This window comes from Alkalinema sp. FACHB-956 (genome assembly GCF_014697025.1).
GTDB lineage: Bacteria > Cyanobacteriota > Cyanobacteriia > Leptolyngbyales > Leptolyngbyaceae > Alkalinema.
Map to the genome: position 1 here is coordinate 181,176 of NZ_JACJRC010000006.1, position 20,101 is coordinate 201,276.

Below are 20,101 nucleotides of genomic sequence, written 5' to 3' on the forward strand. Positions count from 1 at the left end.
ACAAAGCCCTGCACGACACAAAGCCCTGCACGACACAAAGCAAGGTTTTGGCGGGGTTGGTATTCACCAAACCCCTGGGTGAGAACAGTTCTTCAGACAAGAGCGTTAATCCCGCCAGTAATTTAGGCTTTCTTCAGCCAGCTAAACATTGCGCGGAGATCCTTACCCACTTCTTCGATCGGGTGCTCAGCTTCCCGACGACGCATTGCGATGAACCCAGGCTTACCCGATTGGTTTTCCAGGACAAACTCGCGGGCAAACTGACCGGTTTGGATTTCGGAAAGAATTTTCTTCATTTCCTGTTTGGTTTCATCGGTGACGATGCGCGGCCCACGGGTCAGGTCACCATACTCAGCGGTGTTGGAAATGCTGTCACGCATTGTCGCCAAGCCACCTTCCACGATCAGATCCACAATCAGCTTCACTTCATGCAAGCACTCAAAGTAAGCCAACTCTGGCTGATAACCCGCTTCCACTAGGGTTTCAAACCCAGCCTTGATCAGCGCACTCAAGCCACCGCAAAGCACCACTTGTTCACCGAACAGGTCGGTTTCGGTTTCTTCCCGGAAGGTGGTTTCCAGGATACCGCCCCGAGTTCCACCAATCCCCTTAGCGTAGGCCATGGCCTTGTCCCGTGCTTGGCCGGAGGCATCTTGGTACACCGCAAACAGGGCAGGCACCCCTTGACCTTGGGTGTAGGTACGGCGCACGAGGTGTCCCGGCCCCTTCGGTGCAATCATCACCACATCCACATCAGCGGGGGGCACGATTTGACCGTAGTTGATGTTGAACCCATGGGCAAAGGCCAAGGTTTTACCCGCAGACAGGTTGGGGGCAATTTGGGTTTCGTAGATCGATCGCTGCACTTCATCGGGCAGCAGGATCATGATCAGGTCAGCCACCTTGGTTGCATCCGCCACGCTCTTCACGTCCAGCCCTGCTTCCTTGGCTTTGACGGCGGATTTGCTGCCTTCGTACAGACCCACAACAACATTCACGCCACTGTCTTTTAAGTTTTGAGCGTGAGCGTGACCTTGGGAACCAAAGCCAATAATTGCAACGGTTTTACCGTTTAATAAATCAAGATTTGCATCCGCATCGTAATACATCCGCGCCATAGTTGGGATCTCTCCTTAATTCCTTTGCCCGCACGCATGGGGAAAATTTCGCAAGCTCTGATTTTACCAAGAAGGGGGGACGGGTAGAAATCCGCCGATCGGGTTGCGAGATCTGAATCTGGAATTTGGGTGATTTCAGTGCATTGCACCCCTAAAGGATCGATAGTTTCCACAAATCCACACAAATTTCCGCAAAGTTTAACTAAAAAGTTTGGCGAAACCAGGTTAGGGCAACAAGTTGGGCTACAGTATCTTGCGGAACGATGGAATGTTGCTAGAAAGCTGCACTACGTTTTTACCTCTGCAAATCGCATGAGTTGTACGAGTTCTGAGAACGGTTTGCCCCGATCGATCCATCCCATCTTGCAATTCTGTGTTTTGCTTCTGTGTTTTGCTTTTGTGTGTTCTGCCATGCCCCGTCTTACGATCGCCCGCTTTTTCCGAGAGTATTTTCCCTATCTGCTGCCCTCGGCCATTTTGATCTACATCGTCCTAGAGTCCTACCAGATTGACTTCCGTCCCTACTATGTCGCAGGTCGATCGGTCTTACTGGGTTTGGATCCTTACCTCAATCCGGTGGGTCTGCATCCAGAACTCTATACCCCTGTGAATGCGGAAAGTCGGCCTTGGTCAGGGTTCATCTATCCCCCCTTTGCAGCCCTGCTCATGACCGCCTTTAGCTGGATGCCCTACGGCACCGCCAAGGTGGTGTATAGCGTTTTTATTTTGTTCTGTTTGTGGTGTTTATTTTTCCAACTGCTGCGCCATCGGGGCTCGCCCCTCTCTCCCGCAGTCTTAGTCCTGGCCCTCATGAGCTTTCCCACCCTGGCCAGCTTTGAACGGGGGCAGATCGATATCCTGGTGTGCTGTCTAACGGTGTCAGCGTTCTATGCTTCCCAATCCAACAAACCACCCGTCCTACCGGGGCTGATGCTGGGCATGGCTTGCTTGACGAAAATCTTTCCCTTTGTGGCCCTGCTCTACTACCTCGTCAAACGGCAGTTTCGCATGGTGGCCGCGACGATCGGCAGTATCCTAATTTTCCTCACCCTGCCCCTGTTCTACTTTGGCTATCCCGTCTACCTCAACTTTGCCAAACGCACCTTCCCGGATCTCCTGGGGCAAATTGTCAATCCCTATCCCACCCAGACCCTAGGACAAACGGTGCTGAATCGCCTCGTTTTCGCGATCGAAGGCAACAAGCTCCTGGTGACCCATGATTTTGTCCATGGCTACATGAACCCGTTTTTGCGGGGGAAACCGTTTCTGGCCCTCACCGTGGGCGCGATCGCCTTTGCAATCCTGTTCTACTTTCTGCGCCCCCGCAAAGAAGATGAACAGTTTTTCTCGTTATTGAACACGATCCACCTGTTCAATCCCCAGACCTGGATTATGGGATTGGTCTGGTATTTTCCCTTTCTCTTCCATCATTTCCAGCGGACGACGGCCCTGGGTAAATTCTGGCTGGTGCTGCCCATCTTTATGCCGCCCTTTACCAACAGCAATGGCATGTTGGCCTATGCCGTTACCCTGGCCTTTGCCATTCCCGGCTCCCGCAAACATTTACTGCTGCCCCCCAAAGCCCCCGAAACGCCTTCGGTGACTCCCCCAACCTCCAAGGATGTTTGGGACTGATGGCAAAGCAAGGGATTAGGTTGCATCTGCTGCTGCAAACTCTAGTGCCAGCAGATTGTGGGTTAGCGGTTAATGCGGTTGAGCAACCACAGGGAAGCCGCACTGCCAATAAAGTGAGCCGTAATCAAATGGGTATTGGCTAGCACTAGAAAAATATCGAGGGGCTGAATAATTTGATTAATCGCCAGGGGGTTAAAAATGGCCCCCATGGAGAGAAAGGCTTTGCCCAGGAGCACTCCGGTAATCGCTTCTGCGGCCATGACTGCTAGCAGCAAGCCCACCCCCCGCACTAGCAAGCTCCTCCAGAGGAACTGCACGGTTTCTGATTTTTTTGGGCGAAAACTGGGATTGGTTTCCTGCAACCGGCGACCGAGTTGGACGTATTGGAACGATCGATAGATGCAGTAGGCCAGAACGAATAAACTACAGGTCGCAAAAAAAATGCCACCCCCCGTTCCCGGATTGGCCGCCGAGGCTCCTGGTGTTGCCGATCGGGAAAACGCCGCTGCCGACAGTACTGCAAAGATAAAAATCAGCCCAGAAATAATTGCGAGGACGAGCTGTGCCCAGAAACTGACCCATCCCACCAGGCGAAAGGTCTTGGCAATCTGTTTCAGGTTGGGGGGCGCAGGCGAATTATCAAGTTGGCTCGTCATACCGACTGTTCCTAAGCAGATTCTAAGCAGCGTTTTTGAGTAACCCTTTGTTGTGTGCCTCTTTGTTGTGTGCCCCTTTGTTGAATAACCCTTAATAATTGTATTGAAATTGAAAAACAACAGTCAGAAGGGCAGGATTCAGAGTTTAAATACAAATTTTAGGGGAAGAACTGAACGAGGCTTCTATGAATCTATAGCATCCCCAGTCGGATCAGGCATAATCCAATCAAATCTCTTAAGTTCTCCATACTCCAGAACCCATGACTGTAAGCGAATCTAAACAACTTCGCATTCTGATTGTTGAAGATGATCCCATGATGCAGTTGGGGTTAGAGCAATCCCTAGGCGATAATCCCCACTACACGATCGTGGGGCAGGCCAGCGACGGTTATACCGGTGTGGAAATGGCCTTAGACCTTAAGCCGGATATCATCGTCATGGATATTGGCTTGCCCCGGCTAGATGGCATTGCCGCCACGCAGCAAATCCGAGCCAAGTTACCCAATGTCCGAGTGGTGATTCTAACGTCCCATACCACCGATACGGAAATCATCGCAGCCCTCTCCAGTGGAGCAGATGCCTACTGTATTAAGGGTGCAGACATCGATCGACTCGTCACCGCCATTTCCGTGGCCCAAGAAGGGGCAACCTATTTGGATCCGCAAATTGCTCGCCGAGTCATTGATCACCTCAAGCCCCCCACCCGTCCCACCCAAATTGGTCAATTGTCACAACGAGAGTTGGAGGTGCTGCAACTGATGGTGGAGGGATACAGCAATCCGGAAATTGCCAATGCGCTGTATCTCAGTACGAATACGATCAAAACCCACATCCGAGGCATCATGAATAAATTGGCCGTGGACGATCGGGTGCAGGCCGCCGTAGTCGCCCTTCGAGCTGGTTTAGTCTAAGTGCTTCTTTTTGTCCCCAACGCCTTGATTGACCAGTTTTTGGTCGGTGTTCCATATCTTTGAACGTCTCAAAGTAACGGGCGTCGATCGCTGGCCCCAATATCTTTTGTAGACCCTGAAATTTAAAGTCTTGTAAGCCAAAGTGTCACATTCCCATAAAAAAAAGCACACTATTAAAGTATAAAAGTCTCTAAAGTATCGGGATCCTCTGTTAACTCCAATGTTCAATCCAAGTTAAGGCAGTTGAGAGTTCAGTAATTTATCGGGGACATCTTTTTCTACGGTCAGGAGTTTTACGAATGACAGGACCCCTCCCAATCGGATTAGATTAGGGAAAATTCCACCCTGAAGCGCTAATTGCCAATGCGTCTGACCTGAACTTACAAGAAACACTGTCTTACATAATTTTACGTCGGAGGTAAATTTCTCTCTTAAGAGGGACGTGAGGTCTGAAGTGGTTTGTTAGCTTCGTATTGTGGAAGGAGCAACTGCTAGATTCATGCAATTCACCTCCACGCAATCAACTTAGGGTGAGTTTGTTTGTCACTATTATCTGGATGTAAAACCCATGAAATTTGAGGATATCTACCAGTTTTTTAAGGATCCACCACCTTTCTATCTCAATAAGGAATTAGCCGTTTGCTATGTGTTTTCGGTGCTCCTCAAAGGAGATTCCTACGGGACAGAACTGATTCAACTCTTAGAGCAAAACCATCCTCTGTACCGTCTTTCGGACACCGTGCTCTACAGCGCACTGAAGTTCCTGGAAGATAACGAAATGGTTACAGGCTACTGGAAGAAGGTTGAGGGGCGCGGTCGTCCTCGCCGGATGTATCAGATCCGTCCGGACGCTGTAGCACAGGCCGAAGACCTGGCGAAACTCTGGGAAGGGTATGCCGTGAAGCGGGAAGCCAATGCTTCAGCAAAATAGGTAGGGATAACCGAATTACTTGGGGAAGACAAACCCAGCGTAGAGTGGAGTGAGAACACTTTCGTCCGTTGCCTGCCCATGAGTAATTCAGTCTTAATCTCTACGTTTTTGCTCACGCTCCTCTTGGCGATCGGACTTGGCTTCTTTATTCGAGCGTCAGTCAAAGATCGTACAGAGATTGTCCAGTTAACTTCCGATGAATCGGAAGATTCATTGTTGGCCAAGCTTAAGCAATATTTTGCAGAGCGTGCTTACCGTGTATCGCAGATTGATGCTCAGGCAAATTCTGTTGTCTTCGAGGGTTGGGTTCGCCCAAGTTTGTTTCTAGCAGGATTTCTGTCATTGCTAGCAGCGCTGGGTGCACTCTGTTTGGTTCTTGTGCTCTCATTTTTGTTGCCTGACTTCACAGGCGTATGGATAGGATTATTAGCCTTTTCGCCATTGGCCGGTGTGTTTTACTGGCGGAAGGCAGGTCGGAATGAACAGGTTTCGTTAAAGGTTGAATCGGAGCAAACTATTCGATCGGGGAAAAGTCTGATTACTGTGAAAGCTCACCGGGATGAGTTGGCAGAGTTACAGCGAACCCTGAACCTTAAATCTCTCGGATAACGATGGCTCGGTTCACGGAATGGCATGGCCGATCGGATTGGAACTTGTATGGCACCAATTCGCGAACGTCATCAATAGACTAAACAGGAATGAACGCTAAATACCCCCCAGCCGTGTCTCCCATGATGATCACAGCTGGGGGGTAAAAATTTGGGTTTCCCCTTGTCTCTGCCACCTTGTCTCCTGCCACCTTTCCCATGCAACAAAAAAGGGAAAAGTGTAGGTATCACTTTCCCCTGAAGTTAGATGGATTAAACGGAATAATAATCTCTAGCCGTGAGCCCCAACAGCAACGGGCTCAGCGTCATCTTCTGACTGCCGTAAGCTAGGGAAAAGAAAATGGTTCTCTTCAACGTACTGAGCCCCAAATAATCCTTTCTCTGCCCAGAAGTACCGATCGGTGGTATGCTCGTTACGTTTCACTAAAAGCAGGGCGGGGGGAAGAATGCCTTCAGCATGAATGAACCTGCGAGCTGCGGTGACTGGTTTATCATCACCACAGTCAATGCTAAATTGAGGCACACTTTCCAGGATTCTACGCCCTTCTTGACGTCGCCGACTCTTGCGCTTGCGTCTCCTTGCCAAACCCTCTACCTCCTTATCCTAGCTGCCAAGTTGTAGTACTTGTTACAAAACCGTCGAAAGTATATCGACTTGAACCTAAAATTTCAACTTGTTTTAATCCATCTATACAAAAGCTGATAGTTCGCGAAATGGCCGTTGCGATGGCACATATCTCACCCCTGCAAGCTTGCGCCGTTCTTAAGAACTAATACGAAGTGTAACAGAGGTTACAAAATATGAATTCAGCCAATACCTTTAAGTTACTGGTTACAAATACTTAAGTCAATCCATTTCTGTAAGAATTTAGGTTCGATCGGGTTAACTTCATGCTAATGCCAGCCAGCGCGGAATTTGTAGCGATTTGTCAGTCTCAGTTGCTGCTGCTGACCCAGTCTTGGCGGATCACCTTGGGGGCCGTCTACTTGGCGGAGGAATGGTCCGGCGGAGAAACGCCTAAGTTGGTTGCGATCGCAGCGGTTCCGACCTTGGAAGCTGCCACCGCCGCTTTGCAGCGGTTAGCTCAATCCACACGGGAGGCTGGATCACCCTTACCCCCTTCGCTGTCTGGGCAGGATTTGTCCGCCGAAATGAACCTGCTGCTCCAGCCTCCCCCGCGCCCGCACCTAGAAGAATCCCTTCCCAGTCCGGCCTATTTAACGACCTTGCATCCCTACCAACTGGTTCTCCCCTTGGTGCATGAAGAAATTGTCTTGGGCTTCCTAGTCACGGAACGCAACGATCGTCCCTGGTTGGAGATTGAACAGCAGGAACTGGATCCTGTAGCCAAGACGCTGACCCTGGCTTGTGTGGTGGATCAACGGGCCCAATGGTTGGATTATCAACAACGGCAGCAAGTACACCAACGGCAGCATCGCCAAGATGTGATGGATAACCTGATCCACCAATTTCGCAATCCCCTGACGGCCCTGCGCACCTTTGGCAAGCTTTTGCTGAGACGGCTAGCGACGACGGATGCCAATCGGGATGTGGCATCCAGTATCGTCCGGGAGAGCGATCGCCTCCAGGAACTTTTAAAGCAATTAGAAGGGGCTGTAGACCCCCCAGAGGTCGTTGAGTTAGCCTTGCCTGGGGTAATGGCCCCCTTAGCCCTCGGCCCTGCCACAGGGGAGGACGGGCCAGTTCCCACGCTCGATGTTCTGGGTACCGGTGGTCTCCAGTTGGAAATTTCGGCATTAGAAGACATTTTGCAACCGGTGCTGGCTTCTGCTCAGGCGATCGCCCAGGAGAAAAATCAAAGTTTTCAGGTGGCCATTCCCCAGGGATTGGCTGCGATCCAGGTCGATCGATCGGCCCTGCGGGAAGTGTTAAGCAACCTGATCGACAATGCCATTAAATACACGCCTCCAGGGGGCACAATCCAGGTGCAAGTGTTTCAGGAGCCCCATCAGTTAGCGCTTCGGGTGAGCGACAATGGCCCTGGCATTCCCCGAGAGGATTTGCCCCGGTTATTCGAGCGCCACTATCGGGGGGTACAGGCTCATACGGAAGTGCCGGGAACGGGGTTAGGACTGGCGATCGCTCGGGAGTTAATCCATCAAATGCATGGGGAAATCCAGGTCTTTAGTCCCCCGCAGCTAGAAGGCTGGATGGCTCAAGACCTGGATCCGGTGCCGACCCATGGCACCACGCTGTTAGTGACTTTACCGATCGTAACGGAAGATGCCTGAAGACTGAATCTGAAGACACCTGACGATTGAATCTACTGGGGAAGGAGTAAATCCTGGTTGAGTTCCAGATTGAGGTCAGTGTTGGGCTTGATGGAAATTAACTCCACCTTGTCCCCTCCAAAGACAACCCCTGCGATCGCCCCGGCTCCGGCCCCGGATAGCACTTCCCAAGCTTTGATGTTGCGATCGCCGGTCACAGCCGCAATGCCCGCTGCCGCCGCCGCGCCTAGGGCTGCATCTTTGACGATCGTGCCTGCGCTCGCGCCTTTCCGAATCACTTCCGTTTCGGTGATCTTTTCGGAGGTCGCCCGCAGCGCCATCCGGTTGCCATTGGCCATGACAAGTTCTTGGGCGACAAACTGGGCTGCACCTTCAGCAACCACCAGTTGACCGGCCACTTGGCTACCCGCCGGAATCAGCACTTTGCCATTGCTGGTCACAATATTTTGTGAAACGGTGACGGTCAAGTTAGACGGTTGGGGTTCATTCTTGCCGAGGAGAATCCGATCGGCTTGCTCATAGCGCACAGGAATGGAGGTTCCCGCTGCAATCCGAATCTGTTGGGGGGTGGGGCGATACCCCACAATGTAAGGCGAGGAAATCGTTGCAGTTTGGCCCGTGGTGTTCAGGGCTTGATAGATGAAGGCCGCTACCTCAGCACGGGTTGCAACGCGGTTAGGATTGAGCTGATTGATATCGGGATAGTTAACCACCATGTTCCGGGTAGTGGCTGCTGCAACGCTCGATCGTGCGTAGTTAGGAATATTATCGCCATCTCGATAGGTTGCTAGAATCGTGTCAGGGTTCTCAGAGCTGGTGTAGCGTAAACCGTTGGACAGAGACACGATCGCTTGGGCCCGGGGAATATTTTCATTCGGACGGAATTCCCCACTGGGATAGCCCGCCAAGAAACCCGTTGTATAGGCATTTTGAATGGCTTGGTAGCCCCAATAGGAGGTTGAAACATCCGTAAAGGAGGTTGTGCCCCGTACAGAAGGTGCGTTGAAGGCGTTGCGAATCATGGCCGCAAATTGTGCCCGAGTCACGGGCTCGTTGGGACGGAAAGACCCATCGGGAAAGCCCTTAATGACATTTCTGGCAGACAGTTCTTGAATAAAGCCAGAAGCCCAATAATCACTAGAAACATCGGAAAATGCAATGGAATTTTGGGCGTGGGCTGGCTGAACCTGAACCATGGGAGCGGCTGCGCCAGCCACGAGACCGAGAGCTAGAGAGAGGGAAATACCGGATTGAAGAGAGCGAAGCATATTTTGTTAACTCATTGAACACTGCATTTACTCCCTAGGACGGGTGGGCTCTGGCCAGGTTGCTCAGCCTAGGCCACTTTTCCAACTGGTTCAGTCGGCCAATTGGGAGGTGTAAAAATGACCGCAGTATCTACGTGTTTTCCAGGAGATGGCTGGATGGTTGCCAATCTGCTAGGGTACGATCCCGTAGTTGCTTCAACCTAGGGTTTACATAGCGTTATCCGGTTGCTGTGTTAAGGATAGATTAAAGCTCTAATAAAGATGATGAAAATACGGATATCGCCCTGAACGGGTCACTTTATACTGGATCTACTTAGAGAAAAGTGTGAGTGAGTGACAGTGCTGTCTCCGAAATTAGATGCTTCTGACTTGTGTTCTCTTCATGTCAGGGCGTGGATGAATGAGCACTAGCTGTTTATCCACTTAAATTGACCTTGATCTACACTCAGATTTATTTCAACGCAAAACTTTCTACACTCAAATCTGTTCACAATCCTGTAGTCACACTTTATTTGAACTTCCACACCCATAAATCACATACTTTCCATTGGCTGTAATTTGTACAGACCGTTAATCCATGTAATTAACTCATGTAATTGGCTCGAACTAACTTGCATAAATAATTGTTCTTCGTGCTTACCATGGGAGTGATTCAGCATCAGTGCTTTGCTGTTCATGACACCTTGAGTTGTGTGATTTATGTTTTGTTCTTTGAGGTTGTGTGATTTATGTTTTGTGCTTCATCTTCTGTGTGATGCATTTTGGAGTTCCCCCCATCCAGTTTTTAGGCTAGACCCATGCTTTACCCTGCACGCTCTGTCGCCGCTCATCTCTCTGGCAGCGATCGTCACTGCTTTAATCCCCTCCCAACCCGGCTAGAAACGCTTGCGGAGTTAGATATAGAAGTTTTGGAAGCCTTGGGGATTCGGGGCTTAATCCTGGATTGCGATCGAGCTATCCCCAGCGATCGCAAGCTTACCCCCCAAGTCAAAAACTGGTTACTCAAAGCCCAATCCGCAGGACTCCAAATGTTCGTCCTAGTGAATGAAGGGGACACCACCGATCATTGGAGTCAATCCCTGAATTTGCCAATTGTCTATGTGGCTAATCGTGCTTTGTTGTGGATCTTACGGGAGGCCGTCGCTTGCATGAACTTAACGGCCAAACAGGTCGTTGTCATTAGCGATCGTCTGCCCTCAATTTGGTTAGATGCTTGGCTGTCGGGCTGTATGCCTGTGCAACTAGGGCTGATCAGCCAGCCGAGTTCCTTCCCGTCGCGAGCCGAGGTATGACCCCCCAGAAGGTATTCTAGCCATCTAGGTTCCTTGGACATCCTGAGCTACACTGAGGGCTAGATTCTGGTTCGTTGCTCTTAATCCTCTTTGCTGCACGTGTTTTTATTCTTTCTGGGGCTGTCGATCGGCCTGCTGGCACTTCTCCTCTATCGGGCACGGCTCATGGCCAAGCTGGCTCAGTTGACTCGGGCATACCAGTTAAGTGATCCTAATCTCAACTTATCCCTCACGTCGCAGATCACTCGAATGATGCAGCGCTCCCATGTGCGGTGCGATCGTCTGCGACAAAATGTCACAGATCTCCAACATATTATTGATGCCCTTCCCATTGGATATCTACAAGTAGACGATGAAAATCAACTGACGTGGTGTAATCCCCAAGCGTTGCAATTGCTGGAAATTGAAAATTTTGACAGCTCCAGCCCCCGGCTATTGCTGGAAATTGTACGATCCTACGATTTGGATGCCTTGATCGATCGGGCCAGACATAAACAGAAAAGTTGTATGCGGGAATGGGTGTTTAATCCCGTATCGGTGGATGTCGCCAATGTGCAAGTGAAGCAGAGTCGGCCTTTACGGGGCTATGCATTTCCGTTACAGGAAGATTGTGTCGCGGTGATTTTAGAAAACCGAGAAGAAGCAACCCTCTTAGCCCAGCAGCGCGATCGCTGGACATCGGATGTGGCCCACGAGTTACGCACCCCACTGACTTCAATTCGTCTCGTCGCGGAAATGCTGCAATACCGAGTCGATGAGGATTCGCGCCAATGGGTCGATCGCCTGCTCAAGGAAGTGATCCGCCTGAGTACCCTAGTTCAAGAAATTCTCGATCTGAGCCAACTGGAAGCCAGCAAAAATCGTCCCCTCAAGCTCAGTCGTATTGATCTGCCCCAACTGATTCAATCCGCTTGGCTGAGTTTAGAACCCATTTCCCGGACTAAAGGTATTGACCTCCGCTACCAAGGGCCAGAGCGCCTGATTCTAGAAGGCGATGAAAATCGGCTCCACCGTGTTTTGATTAATCTTTTAGACAACGGTATTAAATACACAATTCCCGATCGACCCATTCGCATCACCGTGAATGTGATCCAAAACCCTGTTCCCACCCCGACCTGGGGCCCCGCTAACGCCACAACAATGCCCTGGGTTCAAGTTGACATTATTGATGGGGGCTTAGGGTTTCCGGCGGAGATCGATCTCTCGGTCGTGTTTGAACGGTTTTATCGCGCTGACCCTTCGCGCACCCGCCAGTCCGTTGGCCCCCACGGGCTATATTCCGCCCAGCCCAGTACCCTCCAACCCAGTACCCTCCAACCCAGTACTCCCAGTTCACTGAGCTCCGCCTCGGAAGCGATTGCACCCACCCTTGGCCAATCTTCGAACACCCCGTCCTATTCCTCCCCGTCCAGGCTGGAGGTTCAACCGTTTCAGCCCAGCAGTGGCAGCGGCCTCGGCCTCGCGATCGTGCGGCAAATTGTAGAAATGCACCATGGCACGGTTACCGCCCAAAACCATCCCGACGGAGGGGCCTGGATTCAGATTAAATTGCCGCAAAAGCAGAGTTAACGGGGGCGCACTTGCACAAAAGTGGTTAGCCCTAAGCCCCGATCGTCCGTTTGCAGTTGCAAAATCCGGGCGGTGGTGTTGGACTGCTCTAAGCGTTGCAGATCCAAGCGTTGACTAATACCCTGGGCGATCGCCTCAACCACGGCCTTAGGAGCCGGTTGACCGTTGAGGGTCAGGGTCATTTGCGTCAGTTGTAGCTTTTTACCCGCGATGACTTGGAGTTTCGTTTCTGCCACAATGGCGAGGCGATCGGGATAGCCTTGTTCTGTCAGTTCCGTTTGCAACCGTACGCGGCTATTGGGTAGGAAATCAACCTGCGGATTGACCAAGTCGTAACGAGCTACTTGATCGGCTTCTTCCGGTTGCAAAAAGCGAAAACTGAGGTTTTTAATGCGATCGGTCACCGTTGGCGATTGTAAGGCCCGATTTAAATCCGCCTCCGTCAAAAATAAATAGACACCCGCTTGTAGGGGTTTTGCTAATTGCGTTTTCAGCCCCTTTAGGACAATTGGATCCGTTTCTACTTCTAGGGTATCCAGGCGCAGACCCTCGATCGGAAACAACCCCCGGCCTGCAAGGCGCACTTTATTCACCTTGCCCTGCAAAATTTGGTGGTTAGGTGCATTATCAATCCGCACTTCCAACTGTTCCACCTGTTTAAACTGTTTACGAATTTGTTGCGCTGCCAAGCGATCGCCCACGACCCCCACCGGGGACACCAACCCTAACAGAATTGACAGCACAATCGTAAAAGGTTCCATGGGCTTCATCTCCTTCCCGATCGGTGGGTGGGTTTGCCGAAATTGTTGGGTTTACCAAATTGCTATAGCATTAACAGCGAGCATGCTTGGCGAGGTAAGACCTATCTCATGCAAGTTCTGCTATTCAAGCTTAGCAATTCAAATTCTGCATTCAAGTATCCTATGACAATCAAAGTTGGCGATGCGATTCCCGACGTGACCTTAAAGGCTCAAACGGGAGAAACCGTTAATCTCAAAAGTTTCATCGGCCAAAAGTGTGTGGTGCTCTACTTCTATCCCAAGGATGACACTCCCGGCTGCACCAAAGAATCCTGCGGCTTTCGTGATAGCTATACCGCCTTCCAAGAGGCTGGAGCCGAGGTGATTGGCATTAGTGGAGATAGCGTCAGTTCCCACCAGCAATTTGCTAACAAATATCAGTTGCCCTTTACCCTCCTCAGCGACGAAGGCAATGGGGTTCGCAAAGCCTTTGGGGTGCCCTCAACCCTGGGACTCCTGCCGGGACGGGTGACCTATGTCATCGATCGCCAGGGAATTGTGCGGCACATTTTTAATTCCCAACTCAACTTCCAAGGTCACATTGATGAATCATTATCCATCGTTCAAGATTTAGCCAAAGCCTAGGGCACCGCTCAGGAACCCCTGAAGCAGGAACCCCTAAGGTAGCCCCCCAAGAGGTAGGACTGAGACCGTGAACATCCTACCTCGCTGGGCTCTATCAATTCAGAATATCCACCAAAATGAGTGATAGGATTGTGCTGGCGTTAAGCTGAAGTGATCCCATGAGTTTGGGTCGAGTTCTAATTATCGAAGACGAAGAACTCATTCGTGAGACCGTCGCCCTGGCATTGACGGAAGAAGGCTATGAAGTCACGGTAGCTGCGGATGGCCGTGCGGCATTGGAAATTCTTCAGGCTTCAGCCTTAGTGGGTGCAGGTGGGAGTTCTGCCTACAGCAATGTTAACCAAACCGCTCCCCGCGAACAGCCGGATTTGATCATCCTAGATTTGATGTTGCCTAATATCAGTGGCTTGGATTTGTGTCGGCTGATTCGGCGGCAGGGGAGTAGTGTGCCAATTTTGATGCTGAGCGCAAAGGGCACGGAAACCGATCGGGTCGTCGGTCTAGAGATTGGAGCCGATGACTACATGACGAAACCCTTTGGGATGCGGGAACTCGTGGCGCGGTGTCGGGCATTACTGCGGCGGCAACAGCAATTTCAGCCAGCCCTCCCCGATTCCACGCTGGTCTTTCAGAACATCGTCATGTATCCCCAGGAATGCCGCGTTTTGGTCAAGGGCAACGAGGTCAATTTATCCCCCAAGGAATTTAAGCTGTTGGAATTATTTATGCGCCATCCCAAGCGGGTTTGGTCGCGTGATCAACTGTTAGAGCGCATTTGGAGCCATGATTTTATTGGCGATAGTAAAACCGTTGATGTTCATATTCGCTGGCTGAGAGAAAAACTGGAAAATGACCCTAGTAATCCCGAGTATCTCGTAACGGTTCGGGGCTTTGGCTATCGCTTTGGGTAAATCTAGCAACTGCCATGCTATTCAAGCTTTTAGTGATTTTGCATACCTTGGGGGCTACCGTCTGGGTCGGTGGCCATCTCGTTCTCGCGGTGACCGTTTTACCCCAAGCCTTAAAACATCAAGATCCCGATCGCATCCATCAGTTTGAGGCGCACTTTGAAGGGTTTGGACTCGCCGCACTGTTCCTCCAAGTCCTAACTGGTTTGTGGTTGACCTGGATCTATTTTCCAGGATTCCAGAACTTTGGAGCTTTCAATTCATTCTTGTCCCAATATATTGCCATAAAATTGGGATTGCTAGTGGCAACACTAGGTTTGGCCATTCATGCCCGCTTTTTCATCATTCCCAAACTGACTCAAGCAACGCTGAATGCCCTTGCCTACCACATTGTTGGCATCACAACCTTAGCGGTGTTATTTGTCGTTTTAGGTGCAGGAATCCGCCTAGGCGGACTCCTCTAACGTCCCTGTCAGACCCTCAACGGGAGCTTAGCAGACATTCATAAAGACGCTTACACAGCTTCTCCCATAGACACTCACACAGATCCTCCCATAGACACTCACACAGATCCTCACAGCGATCGCTGATGTAAGGCATCCTTGAGTTCAGCGGGAGCGAAGACCCCAAATTCGGTCATGATGCCCGCAATCAGTCGAGCAGGCGTCACATCAAAGGCAGGGTTGTAATACTCCACCCCTGAAGTGCAAATGATCGTTTCACCGATCTGATAGATTTCGCTGGGGTCCCGTTCTTCGATCGGGATTTCTTCGCCACTGGCAATTTTGAAATCGATGGTAGACAACGGCGCGGCAACGTAGAACGGCACTTGGTGGGCTTGGGCAATTAACGCCAAGCTATAGGTGCCAATTTTGTTGGCGGCATCGCCATTGGCTGCAATGCGATCGGCTCCAACCACGACGGCATCGATCATGCCCCGCTGCATGCAATGGGCCGCCATACTATCGGTAATCACAGTTACGGGAATTCCTTCCTGCACGCATTCCCAAGCTGTTAACTTGGCCCCTTGGAGGCGGGGGCGGGTTTCGTCAGCATATAAGCGTTCCAATCGCCCATCACGCCACGCAGATCGCACAACCCCTAAGGCCGTTCCATACCCTGCCGTCGCCAAGGCTCCCGCATTGCAGTGGGTGAGCAGGCGTAATTTCTGGGGCGTTTGGGGCAGTACAGCAAGGCCGTGGTCACCGATCGCTTGGCAGGTCGCCAAATCTTCTTGGTTGATGGCTTGGGCCGTTTCCACCAAAACTTGCCGCAAATGTTCGACGGAACCCAAGGTTTGTCGAGCGGTTTTCATCATGCGATCGATCGCCCAAAACAGGTTAACAGCCGTTGGTCGCGTGGCTCGCAGGGTGTCCGCAATCTGTTCTAGGTCTTGCAAAAAGCGATCGCGATCCTGGGTTTGAATTTCCCGTGCCCCTAAACAAATGCCAAAGGCCGCCGCCACGCCGATCGCTGGAGCCCCCCGCACAATCATGGTTTTAATGGCTTGGGCCATGTCATCGGAGCGGCTAATTTCAACGACGCTAAATTCGTTGGGAATACGGGTTTGGTCGATCAGGGTGACCCGATCGCCATTCCAAAGCACGGGATAAACTGGGTGGGCAGCCATAGCAAACAAGCTCGATAGAAGGTCAGGGCAATTATCTTACAAGATCGGAAGCGAGATCGAACGTTTGCGACAGTGCTATCAAAGCTAGCTTGCTCAGATAATACAACCCCATTGCGCGATCGTTGATAGGCAACTCGATAGAAGAAATCATTGTGCTCATCAGCTGAGCAAAACAATATCCAACCCAATCTCTTGATGCGCATTGCTATCAGAATCAAGGGGGTGAACCTTTAGCATCACCCATTGACGAGACTGTTTTCAATAGCGGATCTCAACCTGCTTACAACGATTAAATTGAGCCACAGATTTAGTAAATTGAGTCACAGATTTAGCATCCTGTTAACTTGAAGAATGGCTCATTGAACCTGCTTCCGGCATTGCCCTATGGTTTCAAGCTACCTGAGTCATCCCCCTCCCCCAAAGCAGCTACCTATGAATCTACCCTATGCATGTTGACTACCTGCATCAATTGACTGAACGTTCTCCCAGTCTATTTTTGGTGATTTCATTGGCGCTGTGATGAGTGCCGTGATTGGCCCTGTCCTAGAAGATGGCACCGTAGTCAGAGAAGTTCGTTTTCATTGGTGATAGAAATCAAAGTCGGTATCCGTTTATCTGAAATACCCCGATCGTGGGTCAGTTCTGACTCATTAGATCCTGTTAGCCGAATCATCAAGAACCCACTAAAGCTACTTGAATTTTTTGGTTAGAATTGGCTTATCTGAGTACTCGATCGAAAGCTTGACCAATGCAAGCCCCTATGTCCAAGTTAGCTGACATCCCGCTCCCAGAATGCTTGAATTCTCCTTTAGTGAGAATTTTAAGAAGATTAGGATTTTTTTGACCTAATTTACTGATTCTGTGTCGAATGGGTGAAAATGTAATATTATTCAAGGGTTAATAGCAGACTAGAGAGTTCTATTCTACAAGCTGTAGTTTTCAACTTTCAGGTTCTCTATTCGTTTTGATTGACATCAATGTTTGCTCTATCTTGATTCCTGTTAAGTTCTGAAATCAAAAACGCTTCAGAATAGGCAGGTCAAACTTGAGATCAATTGTATTGTGAGGTTAGATGAGATTGAATGGTTAGAAAGAAAAAAAACACTGAACCGCTAACTGGAGAAGCTTTGCTAAAGCGGGTGCGGGAGTTAGAGAATCTGAGCAAAGAGGAAAAAGCTCGCGAATGTGGTTATGTCACATTGACGAAGGCTGGTGCGGAACGGGTGAATTTAATGAAATTTCAGAATGCTGTGATTGAAGCATCTGGAATTATTTTGGATAGTAAACAGGGTAATTCGGGACGCAGTGGCCGCAATGCAAGTTATCGCATTAGCGTTCAATCCAATGGGAACTTACTGATTGGTGCGGCTTACACCCGACAGATGCAACTCAAGCCAGGAGACGAATTTGAAATCACCCTGGGACGGAAGCACATCAAGCTACACCAAGTGGATGCGGAAGACGAAGAGTAATCTGGTTTGATGTCTAAAGGTTTTAAATGATGTGATGAAATGATGTGACCAGGAGTAGTAGGTAAGAGTCAGGATGAAAAGGCTATTACCTACTACGGTTTCACCTTAGTTGTGCCTAATCCAGTGTGGTATGAGTTAATCCAAGTCAAGCTCCACCTTTGATTAATTGGCTAGGTAACTAAAATTAGGTAACCAACTGAGGAACTTCGGATTCGTCATGCAGTTTTGTATCTCTTTTGTCCCGCCATTAGAATTTGTACCGCGATTAACATAGTAGTAGTTATCCATGGAAAATATTGATTGGTCGATCGCTTTACCCGTAGGACTTGCGATCGCGATTTTTTTAGGAGGGATGTTAATGATGTTTAGTGGGATCTGGACTCAGCGAGGCCGGTAGACCCCGCATAAATGTCAGTTGATCTGGACGCATTCACTTAGCTCATTCACTTAGCCCATTCACTGGGTGCATTCATTTGACGTTTACCCAGTGAATTGGAAACATGAATTGGAAACATGAACTAGAAATCTGGCTTAGAAACAGGCGACTTTCCAGAAGGTTTGAGAAAACACTATTACTGATGAAACTTTTTGAAAGTCGAACTCAGGTTTGATCTTGACATGCATATTTCGTTTTCTAGTTGGCATTTTCTGGGTGACAGGACGATCGAACGAGATCGCCATTAACGGGTTGCTAGTGTTAGTTTGGTGAGTCTTCAGTCAATTATGAGTCTTCAGTACGTTGTGAGTTTCGGGTGAATTGTCTATGGCGAGTGTTTGCTGCCTGGGAGAAATTCTATTGGACTGCATTGCCGATCAAGCGGGTCTGCCCCTCGATCGGGTGGAATCCTGGACATCCTATCCCGGCGGGGCTCCGGCCAACGTTGCCTGCGCGTTAGTCAAATTAGGAACCCCGGCTGGATTTATTGGCTGTGTTGGACAGGATGATGCAGGCAGTCTTTTGGTTCAACTTTTAGATTCGATCGGGGTGGATACCACCGCTGTTCAGCGCCATGCAACTGCACCGACCCGATCGGTGATGGTTGTACGTTCCCAGTCCGGAGATCGCCAATTCGCGGCCTTCCGAGACAACATTGACACCAGCACGTTTGCCGATGCGCAGTTAAATGCCACGGCCATTCCCTTAGACTGGCTGACAACGGCTGATTATCTGGTGACTGGAACATTGGGCCTCGCAGAACCGAATAGTGCAGCGGCGATTATCCATGCGGTCGAAGCCATGCAGCAAGCTAACCGTCGGATTTTTGTTGATGTGAATTGGCGGCCTGTCTTTTGGAAGGATGACAGCTTTGCCCCCACCTTGATTGTAGACTTGATCGATCGTGCGGATTACCTCAAGCTCACCGACGAGGAAGCGGACTGGCTATTGCAAACCCAGGATTTACAGGTGATTGCCGATCGCTTTCCCAACTTGCAAGCCATTCTGATGACGGCGGGGGAAAAAGGGTGTACCTACTGGATTCGCGGCCATGCAGGACAGGTTCCCGCCTTTGCAATCGAGGTCATGGATACCACGGGCGCAGGCGATAGTTTTACGGCAGGATTTCTGCATCAGCTTTGCCAACTGGGGGATGCGGTTTTGGATAATGCGGAGATCGCCCATCAGATGGTGGTCTACGCTTCCGCTGTGGGAGCCTTAACCACGACCCGTGCGGGGGCGATCGCGGCCCAACCTACCGCCGCAGAAGTCGATGCCTTTTTACACCTTACGGAACGTATGAACGGCCATGGCACAGGAGATTGAACGGAAATTTCTCACCCGCAATGAAGGTTGGCGGGGCTTGGCGGAGGGGGTGCTGTATCGCCAAGGGTACCTCCGGAGTGAGCGGGGCCATGGGGTTCGGGTTCATACCATGGGAACCCCGGCCCGTACCAGTGGCTTTATTGCCATCACATCGGCCCCGGCAGAGTTACCGGAAGTGCGGGATGAATTTACCATTCCCATTCAGGATGCGATCGCGATGCTAGAGACCCTCTGCATCCACTCGCGCCAATGGGAGCAGGCAGGGATCACCTACCGGGAGGGCTTTTTAAGCACGGAGGCTGATCATACAATTCGGTTTCGCCTTGCAGGCCACCGGGGATTCTTGACGATTAAAACCAAAACCGTTGGCTTGTCTCGGACGGAGTTTGAATTTGAAATTCCCAGCGATCGGGCGAAGGCACTCCTCGATCGAGTCTGTGAGCACCCCCAAATTGAAAAAATCCGCTACAAAATTCCCCAAGGTGAGGTGATCTGGGAAGTGGATGAATTTCTGGCAGAAAACCAAGGGTTAATTTTGGCGGAAGTTGAATTGCAGGATGAAGCTCAGCAGGTTGTTCTTCCGGACTGGGTTGGGGCTGAAGTTTCCGGCGATCGGCGCTACTACAACTCCTACCTCGTCAAAAATCCCTTTACAACTTGGTAAAAGGGCAGGTAAAGGGTCAGCCAATCTTCCAGCTACAAT

19 protein-coding genes are annotated in these 20,101 nt (G+C 50.4%); 13 read left to right on the forward strand and 6 right to left on the reverse strand.

Annotated elements, in window-relative coordinates; genetic code table 11:
* Window positions 1–122 precede the first annotated feature (122 nt).
* Window positions 123–1,118, reverse strand: coding sequence for a ketol-acid reductoisomerase (ilvC, locus tag H6G21_RS09745; protein WP_190573179.1), 996 nt, complete (start codon window positions 1,116–1,118; stop codon window positions 123–125).
* 411 nt (window positions 1,119–1,529) lie between these two features.
* Here ilvC and H6G21_RS09750 point away from each other — a divergent pair, with 411 nt between their 5' ends.
* Complete coding sequence (locus tag H6G21_RS09750) at window positions 1,530–2,753, forward strand: glycosyltransferase family 87 protein (protein WP_190573182.1); 1,224 nt, start codon at window positions 1,530–1,532, stop codon at window positions 2,751–2,753.
* 62 nt (window positions 2,754–2,815) lie between these two features.
* Here H6G21_RS09750 and H6G21_RS09755 read toward each other — a convergent pair whose 3' ends face one another.
* Window positions 2,816–3,409, reverse strand: coding sequence for a DUF3611 family protein (locus tag H6G21_RS09755; protein WP_190573184.1), 594 nt, complete (start codon window positions 3,407–3,409; stop codon window positions 2,816–2,818).
* Between the two features lie 260 nt (window positions 3,410–3,669).
* Between H6G21_RS09755 and H6G21_RS09760 the strand changes: the two genes are divergently transcribed.
* From H6G21_RS09760 to H6G21_RS09770, 3 genes are all read left to right on the forward strand, one after another.
* Window positions 3,670–4,320 carry a response regulator transcription factor gene (locus H6G21_RS09760; protein ID WP_190573187.1) on the forward strand — a complete coding sequence of 217 codons (651 nt, stop codon included), beginning with the start codon at window positions 3,670–3,672 and terminating at the stop codon, window positions 4,318–4,320.
* Between the two features lie 568 nt (window positions 4,321–4,888).
* Entirely contained in the window at window positions 4,889–5,251 is a 363-nt protein-coding gene (locus tag H6G21_RS09765; protein ID WP_190573189.1) for a PadR family transcriptional regulator, read from the forward strand.
* A 78-nt stretch (window positions 5,252–5,329) separates the two neighbouring features.
* Complete coding sequence (locus tag H6G21_RS09770) at window positions 5,330–5,860, forward strand: cofactor assembly of complex C subunit B (protein ID WP_190573191.1); 531 nt, start codon at window positions 5,330–5,332, stop codon at window positions 5,858–5,860.
* Window positions 5,861–6,130: 270 nt separating this feature from the next.
* Here H6G21_RS09770 and H6G21_RS09775 read toward each other — a convergent pair whose 3' ends face one another.
* A complete protein-coding gene (locus tag H6G21_RS09775) occupies window positions 6,131–6,445 on the reverse strand; it encodes a DUF3155 domain-containing protein (protein WP_190573193.1) in 315 nt (104 codons plus the stop codon).
* A 305-nt stretch (window positions 6,446–6,750) separates the two neighbouring features.
* Between H6G21_RS09775 and H6G21_RS09780 the strand changes: the two genes are divergently transcribed.
* Window positions 6,751–8,112 carry a sensor histidine kinase gene (locus H6G21_RS09780; RefSeq protein WP_190573196.1) on the forward strand — a complete coding sequence of 454 codons (1,362 nt, stop codon included), beginning with the start codon at window positions 6,751–6,753 and terminating at the stop codon, window positions 8,110–8,112.
* 32 nt (window positions 8,113–8,144) lie between these two features.
* Here H6G21_RS09780 and H6G21_RS09785 read toward each other — a convergent pair whose 3' ends face one another.
* The gene (locus H6G21_RS09785) at window positions 8,145–9,380 is read right to left on the reverse strand and encodes an S-layer homology domain-containing protein (RefSeq protein WP_190573198.1); all 1,236 of its coding nucleotides are present in this window, start codon (window positions 9,378–9,380) and stop codon (window positions 8,145–8,147) included.
* Window positions 9,381–10,177: 797 nt separating this feature from the next.
* Between H6G21_RS09785 and H6G21_RS09790 the strand changes: the two genes are divergently transcribed.
* Entirely contained in the window at window positions 10,178–10,672 is a 495-nt protein-coding gene (locus H6G21_RS09790) for a hypothetical protein (protein ID WP_190573200.1), read from the forward strand.
* A 99-nt stretch (window positions 10,673–10,771) separates the two neighbouring features.
* Window positions 10,772–12,241: a PAS domain-containing sensor histidine kinase gene (locus H6G21_RS09795; protein ID WP_190573202.1), complete on the forward strand. Its 1,470-nt coding sequence runs from the start codon at window positions 10,772–10,774 to the stop codon at window positions 12,239–12,241.
* Here the strand turns inward: H6G21_RS09795 and H6G21_RS09800 are convergent.
* A complete protein-coding gene (locus tag H6G21_RS09800) occupies window positions 12,238–13,002 on the reverse strand; it encodes a DUF2993 domain-containing protein (RefSeq protein ID WP_190573204.1) in 765 nt (254 codons plus the stop codon). The genes H6G21_RS09795 and H6G21_RS09800 overlap by 4 nt on opposite strands.
* Window positions 13,003–13,164: 162 nt before the next feature.
* Here H6G21_RS09800 and H6G21_RS09805 point away from each other — a divergent pair, with 162 nt between their 5' ends.
* The 3 genes from H6G21_RS09805 to H6G21_RS09815 all read left to right on the forward strand — a co-directional run bounded on the left by H6G21_RS09805 (window position 13,165) and on the right by H6G21_RS09815 (window position 14,998).
* Window positions 13,165–13,626 (forward strand): peroxiredoxin, encoded by a 462-nt coding sequence (locus H6G21_RS09805; protein ID WP_190573206.1) that lies wholly within the window; start codon window positions 13,165–13,167, stop codon window positions 13,624–13,626.
* A gap of 158 nt (window positions 13,627–13,784) precedes the next feature.
* Entirely contained in the window at window positions 13,785–14,537 is a 753-nt protein-coding gene (locus H6G21_RS09810; RefSeq protein ID WP_277875272.1) for a response regulator transcription factor, read from the forward strand.
* A 14-nt stretch (window positions 14,538–14,551) separates the two neighbouring features.
* Complete coding sequence (locus H6G21_RS09815; protein ID WP_190573208.1) at window positions 14,552–14,998, forward strand: CopD family protein; 447 nt, start codon at window positions 14,552–14,554, stop codon at window positions 14,996–14,998.
* A 110-nt stretch (window positions 14,999–15,108) separates the two neighbouring features.
* Here H6G21_RS09815 and mtnA read toward each other — a convergent pair whose 3' ends face one another.
* Complete coding sequence (gene mtnA / locus H6G21_RS09820; RefSeq protein WP_190573210.1) at window positions 15,109–16,164, reverse strand: S-methyl-5-thioribose-1-phosphate isomerase; 1,056 nt, start codon at window positions 16,162–16,164, stop codon at window positions 15,109–15,111.
* A gap of 1,082 nt (window positions 16,165–17,246) precedes the next feature.
* Between mtnA and H6G21_RS09825 the strand changes: the two genes are divergently transcribed.
* The 3 genes from H6G21_RS09825 (at window position 17,247) to H6G21_RS09835 (ending at window position 20,062) form a co-directional block, all read left to right on the forward strand.
* On the forward strand, window positions 17,247–17,636 hold the full coding sequence (locus tag H6G21_RS09825; RefSeq protein ID WP_190573212.1) for an AbrB family transcriptional regulator: 390 nt from the start codon (window positions 17,247–17,249) through the stop codon (window positions 17,634–17,636).
* Window positions 17,637–18,399: 763 nt separating this feature from the next.
* Window positions 18,400–19,398 carry a carbohydrate kinase gene (locus H6G21_RS09830; protein ID WP_190573215.1) on the forward strand — a complete coding sequence of 333 codons (999 nt, stop codon included), beginning with the start codon at window positions 18,400–18,402 and terminating at the stop codon, window positions 19,396–19,398.
* A complete protein-coding gene (locus tag H6G21_RS09835) occupies window positions 19,382–20,062 on the forward strand; it encodes a CYTH domain-containing protein (protein WP_242041742.1) in 681 nt (226 codons plus the stop codon). Before H6G21_RS09830 ends, H6G21_RS09835 begins: the two co-directional genes overlap by 17 nt.
* The last annotated feature ends 39 nt before the right edge of the window (window positions 20,063–20,101 follow it).

Excerpts from the sequence above, each read along its gene's own strand:
- H6G21_RS09770 (WP_190573191.1), top strand. The coding sequence starts at position 5,330 with ATGAGTAATTCAGTCTTAATCTCTACGTTTTTGCTCACGCTCCTCTTG.
- H6G21_RS09785 (WP_190573198.1), bottom strand. The coding sequence starts at position 9,380 with ATGCTTCGCTCTCTTCAATCCGGTATTTCCCTCTCTCTAGCTCTCGGT.
- H6G21_RS09835 (WP_242041742.1), top strand. The coding sequence starts at position 19,382 with ATGGCACAGGAGATTGAACGGAAATTTCTCACCCGCAATGAAGGTTGG.
- H6G21_RS09780 (WP_190573196.1), top strand. The coding sequence starts at position 6,751 with ATGCTAATGCCAGCCAGCGCGGAATTTGTAGCGATTTGTCAGTCTCAG.
- ilvC (WP_190573179.1), bottom strand. The coding sequence starts at position 1,118 with ATGGCGCGGATGTATTACGATGCGGATGCAAATCTTGATTTATTAAAC.
- H6G21_RS09830 (WP_190573215.1), top strand. The coding sequence starts at position 18,400 with ATGGCGAGTGTTTGCTGCCTGGGAGAAATTCTATTGGACTGCATTGCC.
- H6G21_RS09750 (WP_190573182.1), top strand. The coding sequence starts at position 1,530 with ATGCCCCGTCTTACGATCGCCCGCTTTTTCCGAGAGTATTTTCCCTAT.
- H6G21_RS09760 (WP_190573187.1), top strand. The coding sequence starts at position 3,670 with ATGACTGTAAGCGAATCTAAACAACTTCGCATTCTGATTGTTGAAGAT.
- mtnA (WP_190573210.1), bottom strand. The coding sequence starts at position 16,164 with ATGGCTGCCCACCCAGTTTATCCCGTGCTTTGGAATGGCGATCGGGTC.
- H6G21_RS09815 (WP_190573208.1), top strand. The coding sequence starts at position 14,552 with ATGCTATTCAAGCTTTTAGTGATTTTGCATACCTTGGGGGCTACCGTC.
- H6G21_RS09810 (WP_277875272.1), top strand. The coding sequence starts at position 13,785 with ATGAGTTTGGGTCGAGTTCTAATTATCGAAGACGAAGAACTCATTCGT.
- H6G21_RS09765 (WP_190573189.1), top strand. The coding sequence starts at position 4,889 with ATGAAATTTGAGGATATCTACCAGTTTTTTAAGGATCCACCACCTTTC.
- H6G21_RS09800 (WP_190573204.1), bottom strand. The coding sequence starts at position 13,002 with ATGGAACCTTTTACGATTGTGCTGTCAATTCTGTTAGGGTTGGTGTCC.
- H6G21_RS09790 (WP_190573200.1), top strand. The coding sequence starts at position 10,178 with ATGCTTTACCCTGCACGCTCTGTCGCCGCTCATCTCTCTGGCAGCGAT.
- H6G21_RS09805 (WP_190573206.1), top strand. The coding sequence starts at position 13,165 with ATGACAATCAAAGTTGGCGATGCGATTCCCGACGTGACCTTAAAGGCT.
- H6G21_RS09755 (WP_190573184.1), bottom strand. The coding sequence starts at position 3,409 with ATGACGAGCCAACTTGATAATTCGCCTGCGCCCCCCAACCTGAAACAG.
- H6G21_RS09825 (WP_190573212.1), top strand. The coding sequence starts at position 17,247 with ATGGTTAGAAAGAAAAAAAACACTGAACCGCTAACTGGAGAAGCTTTG.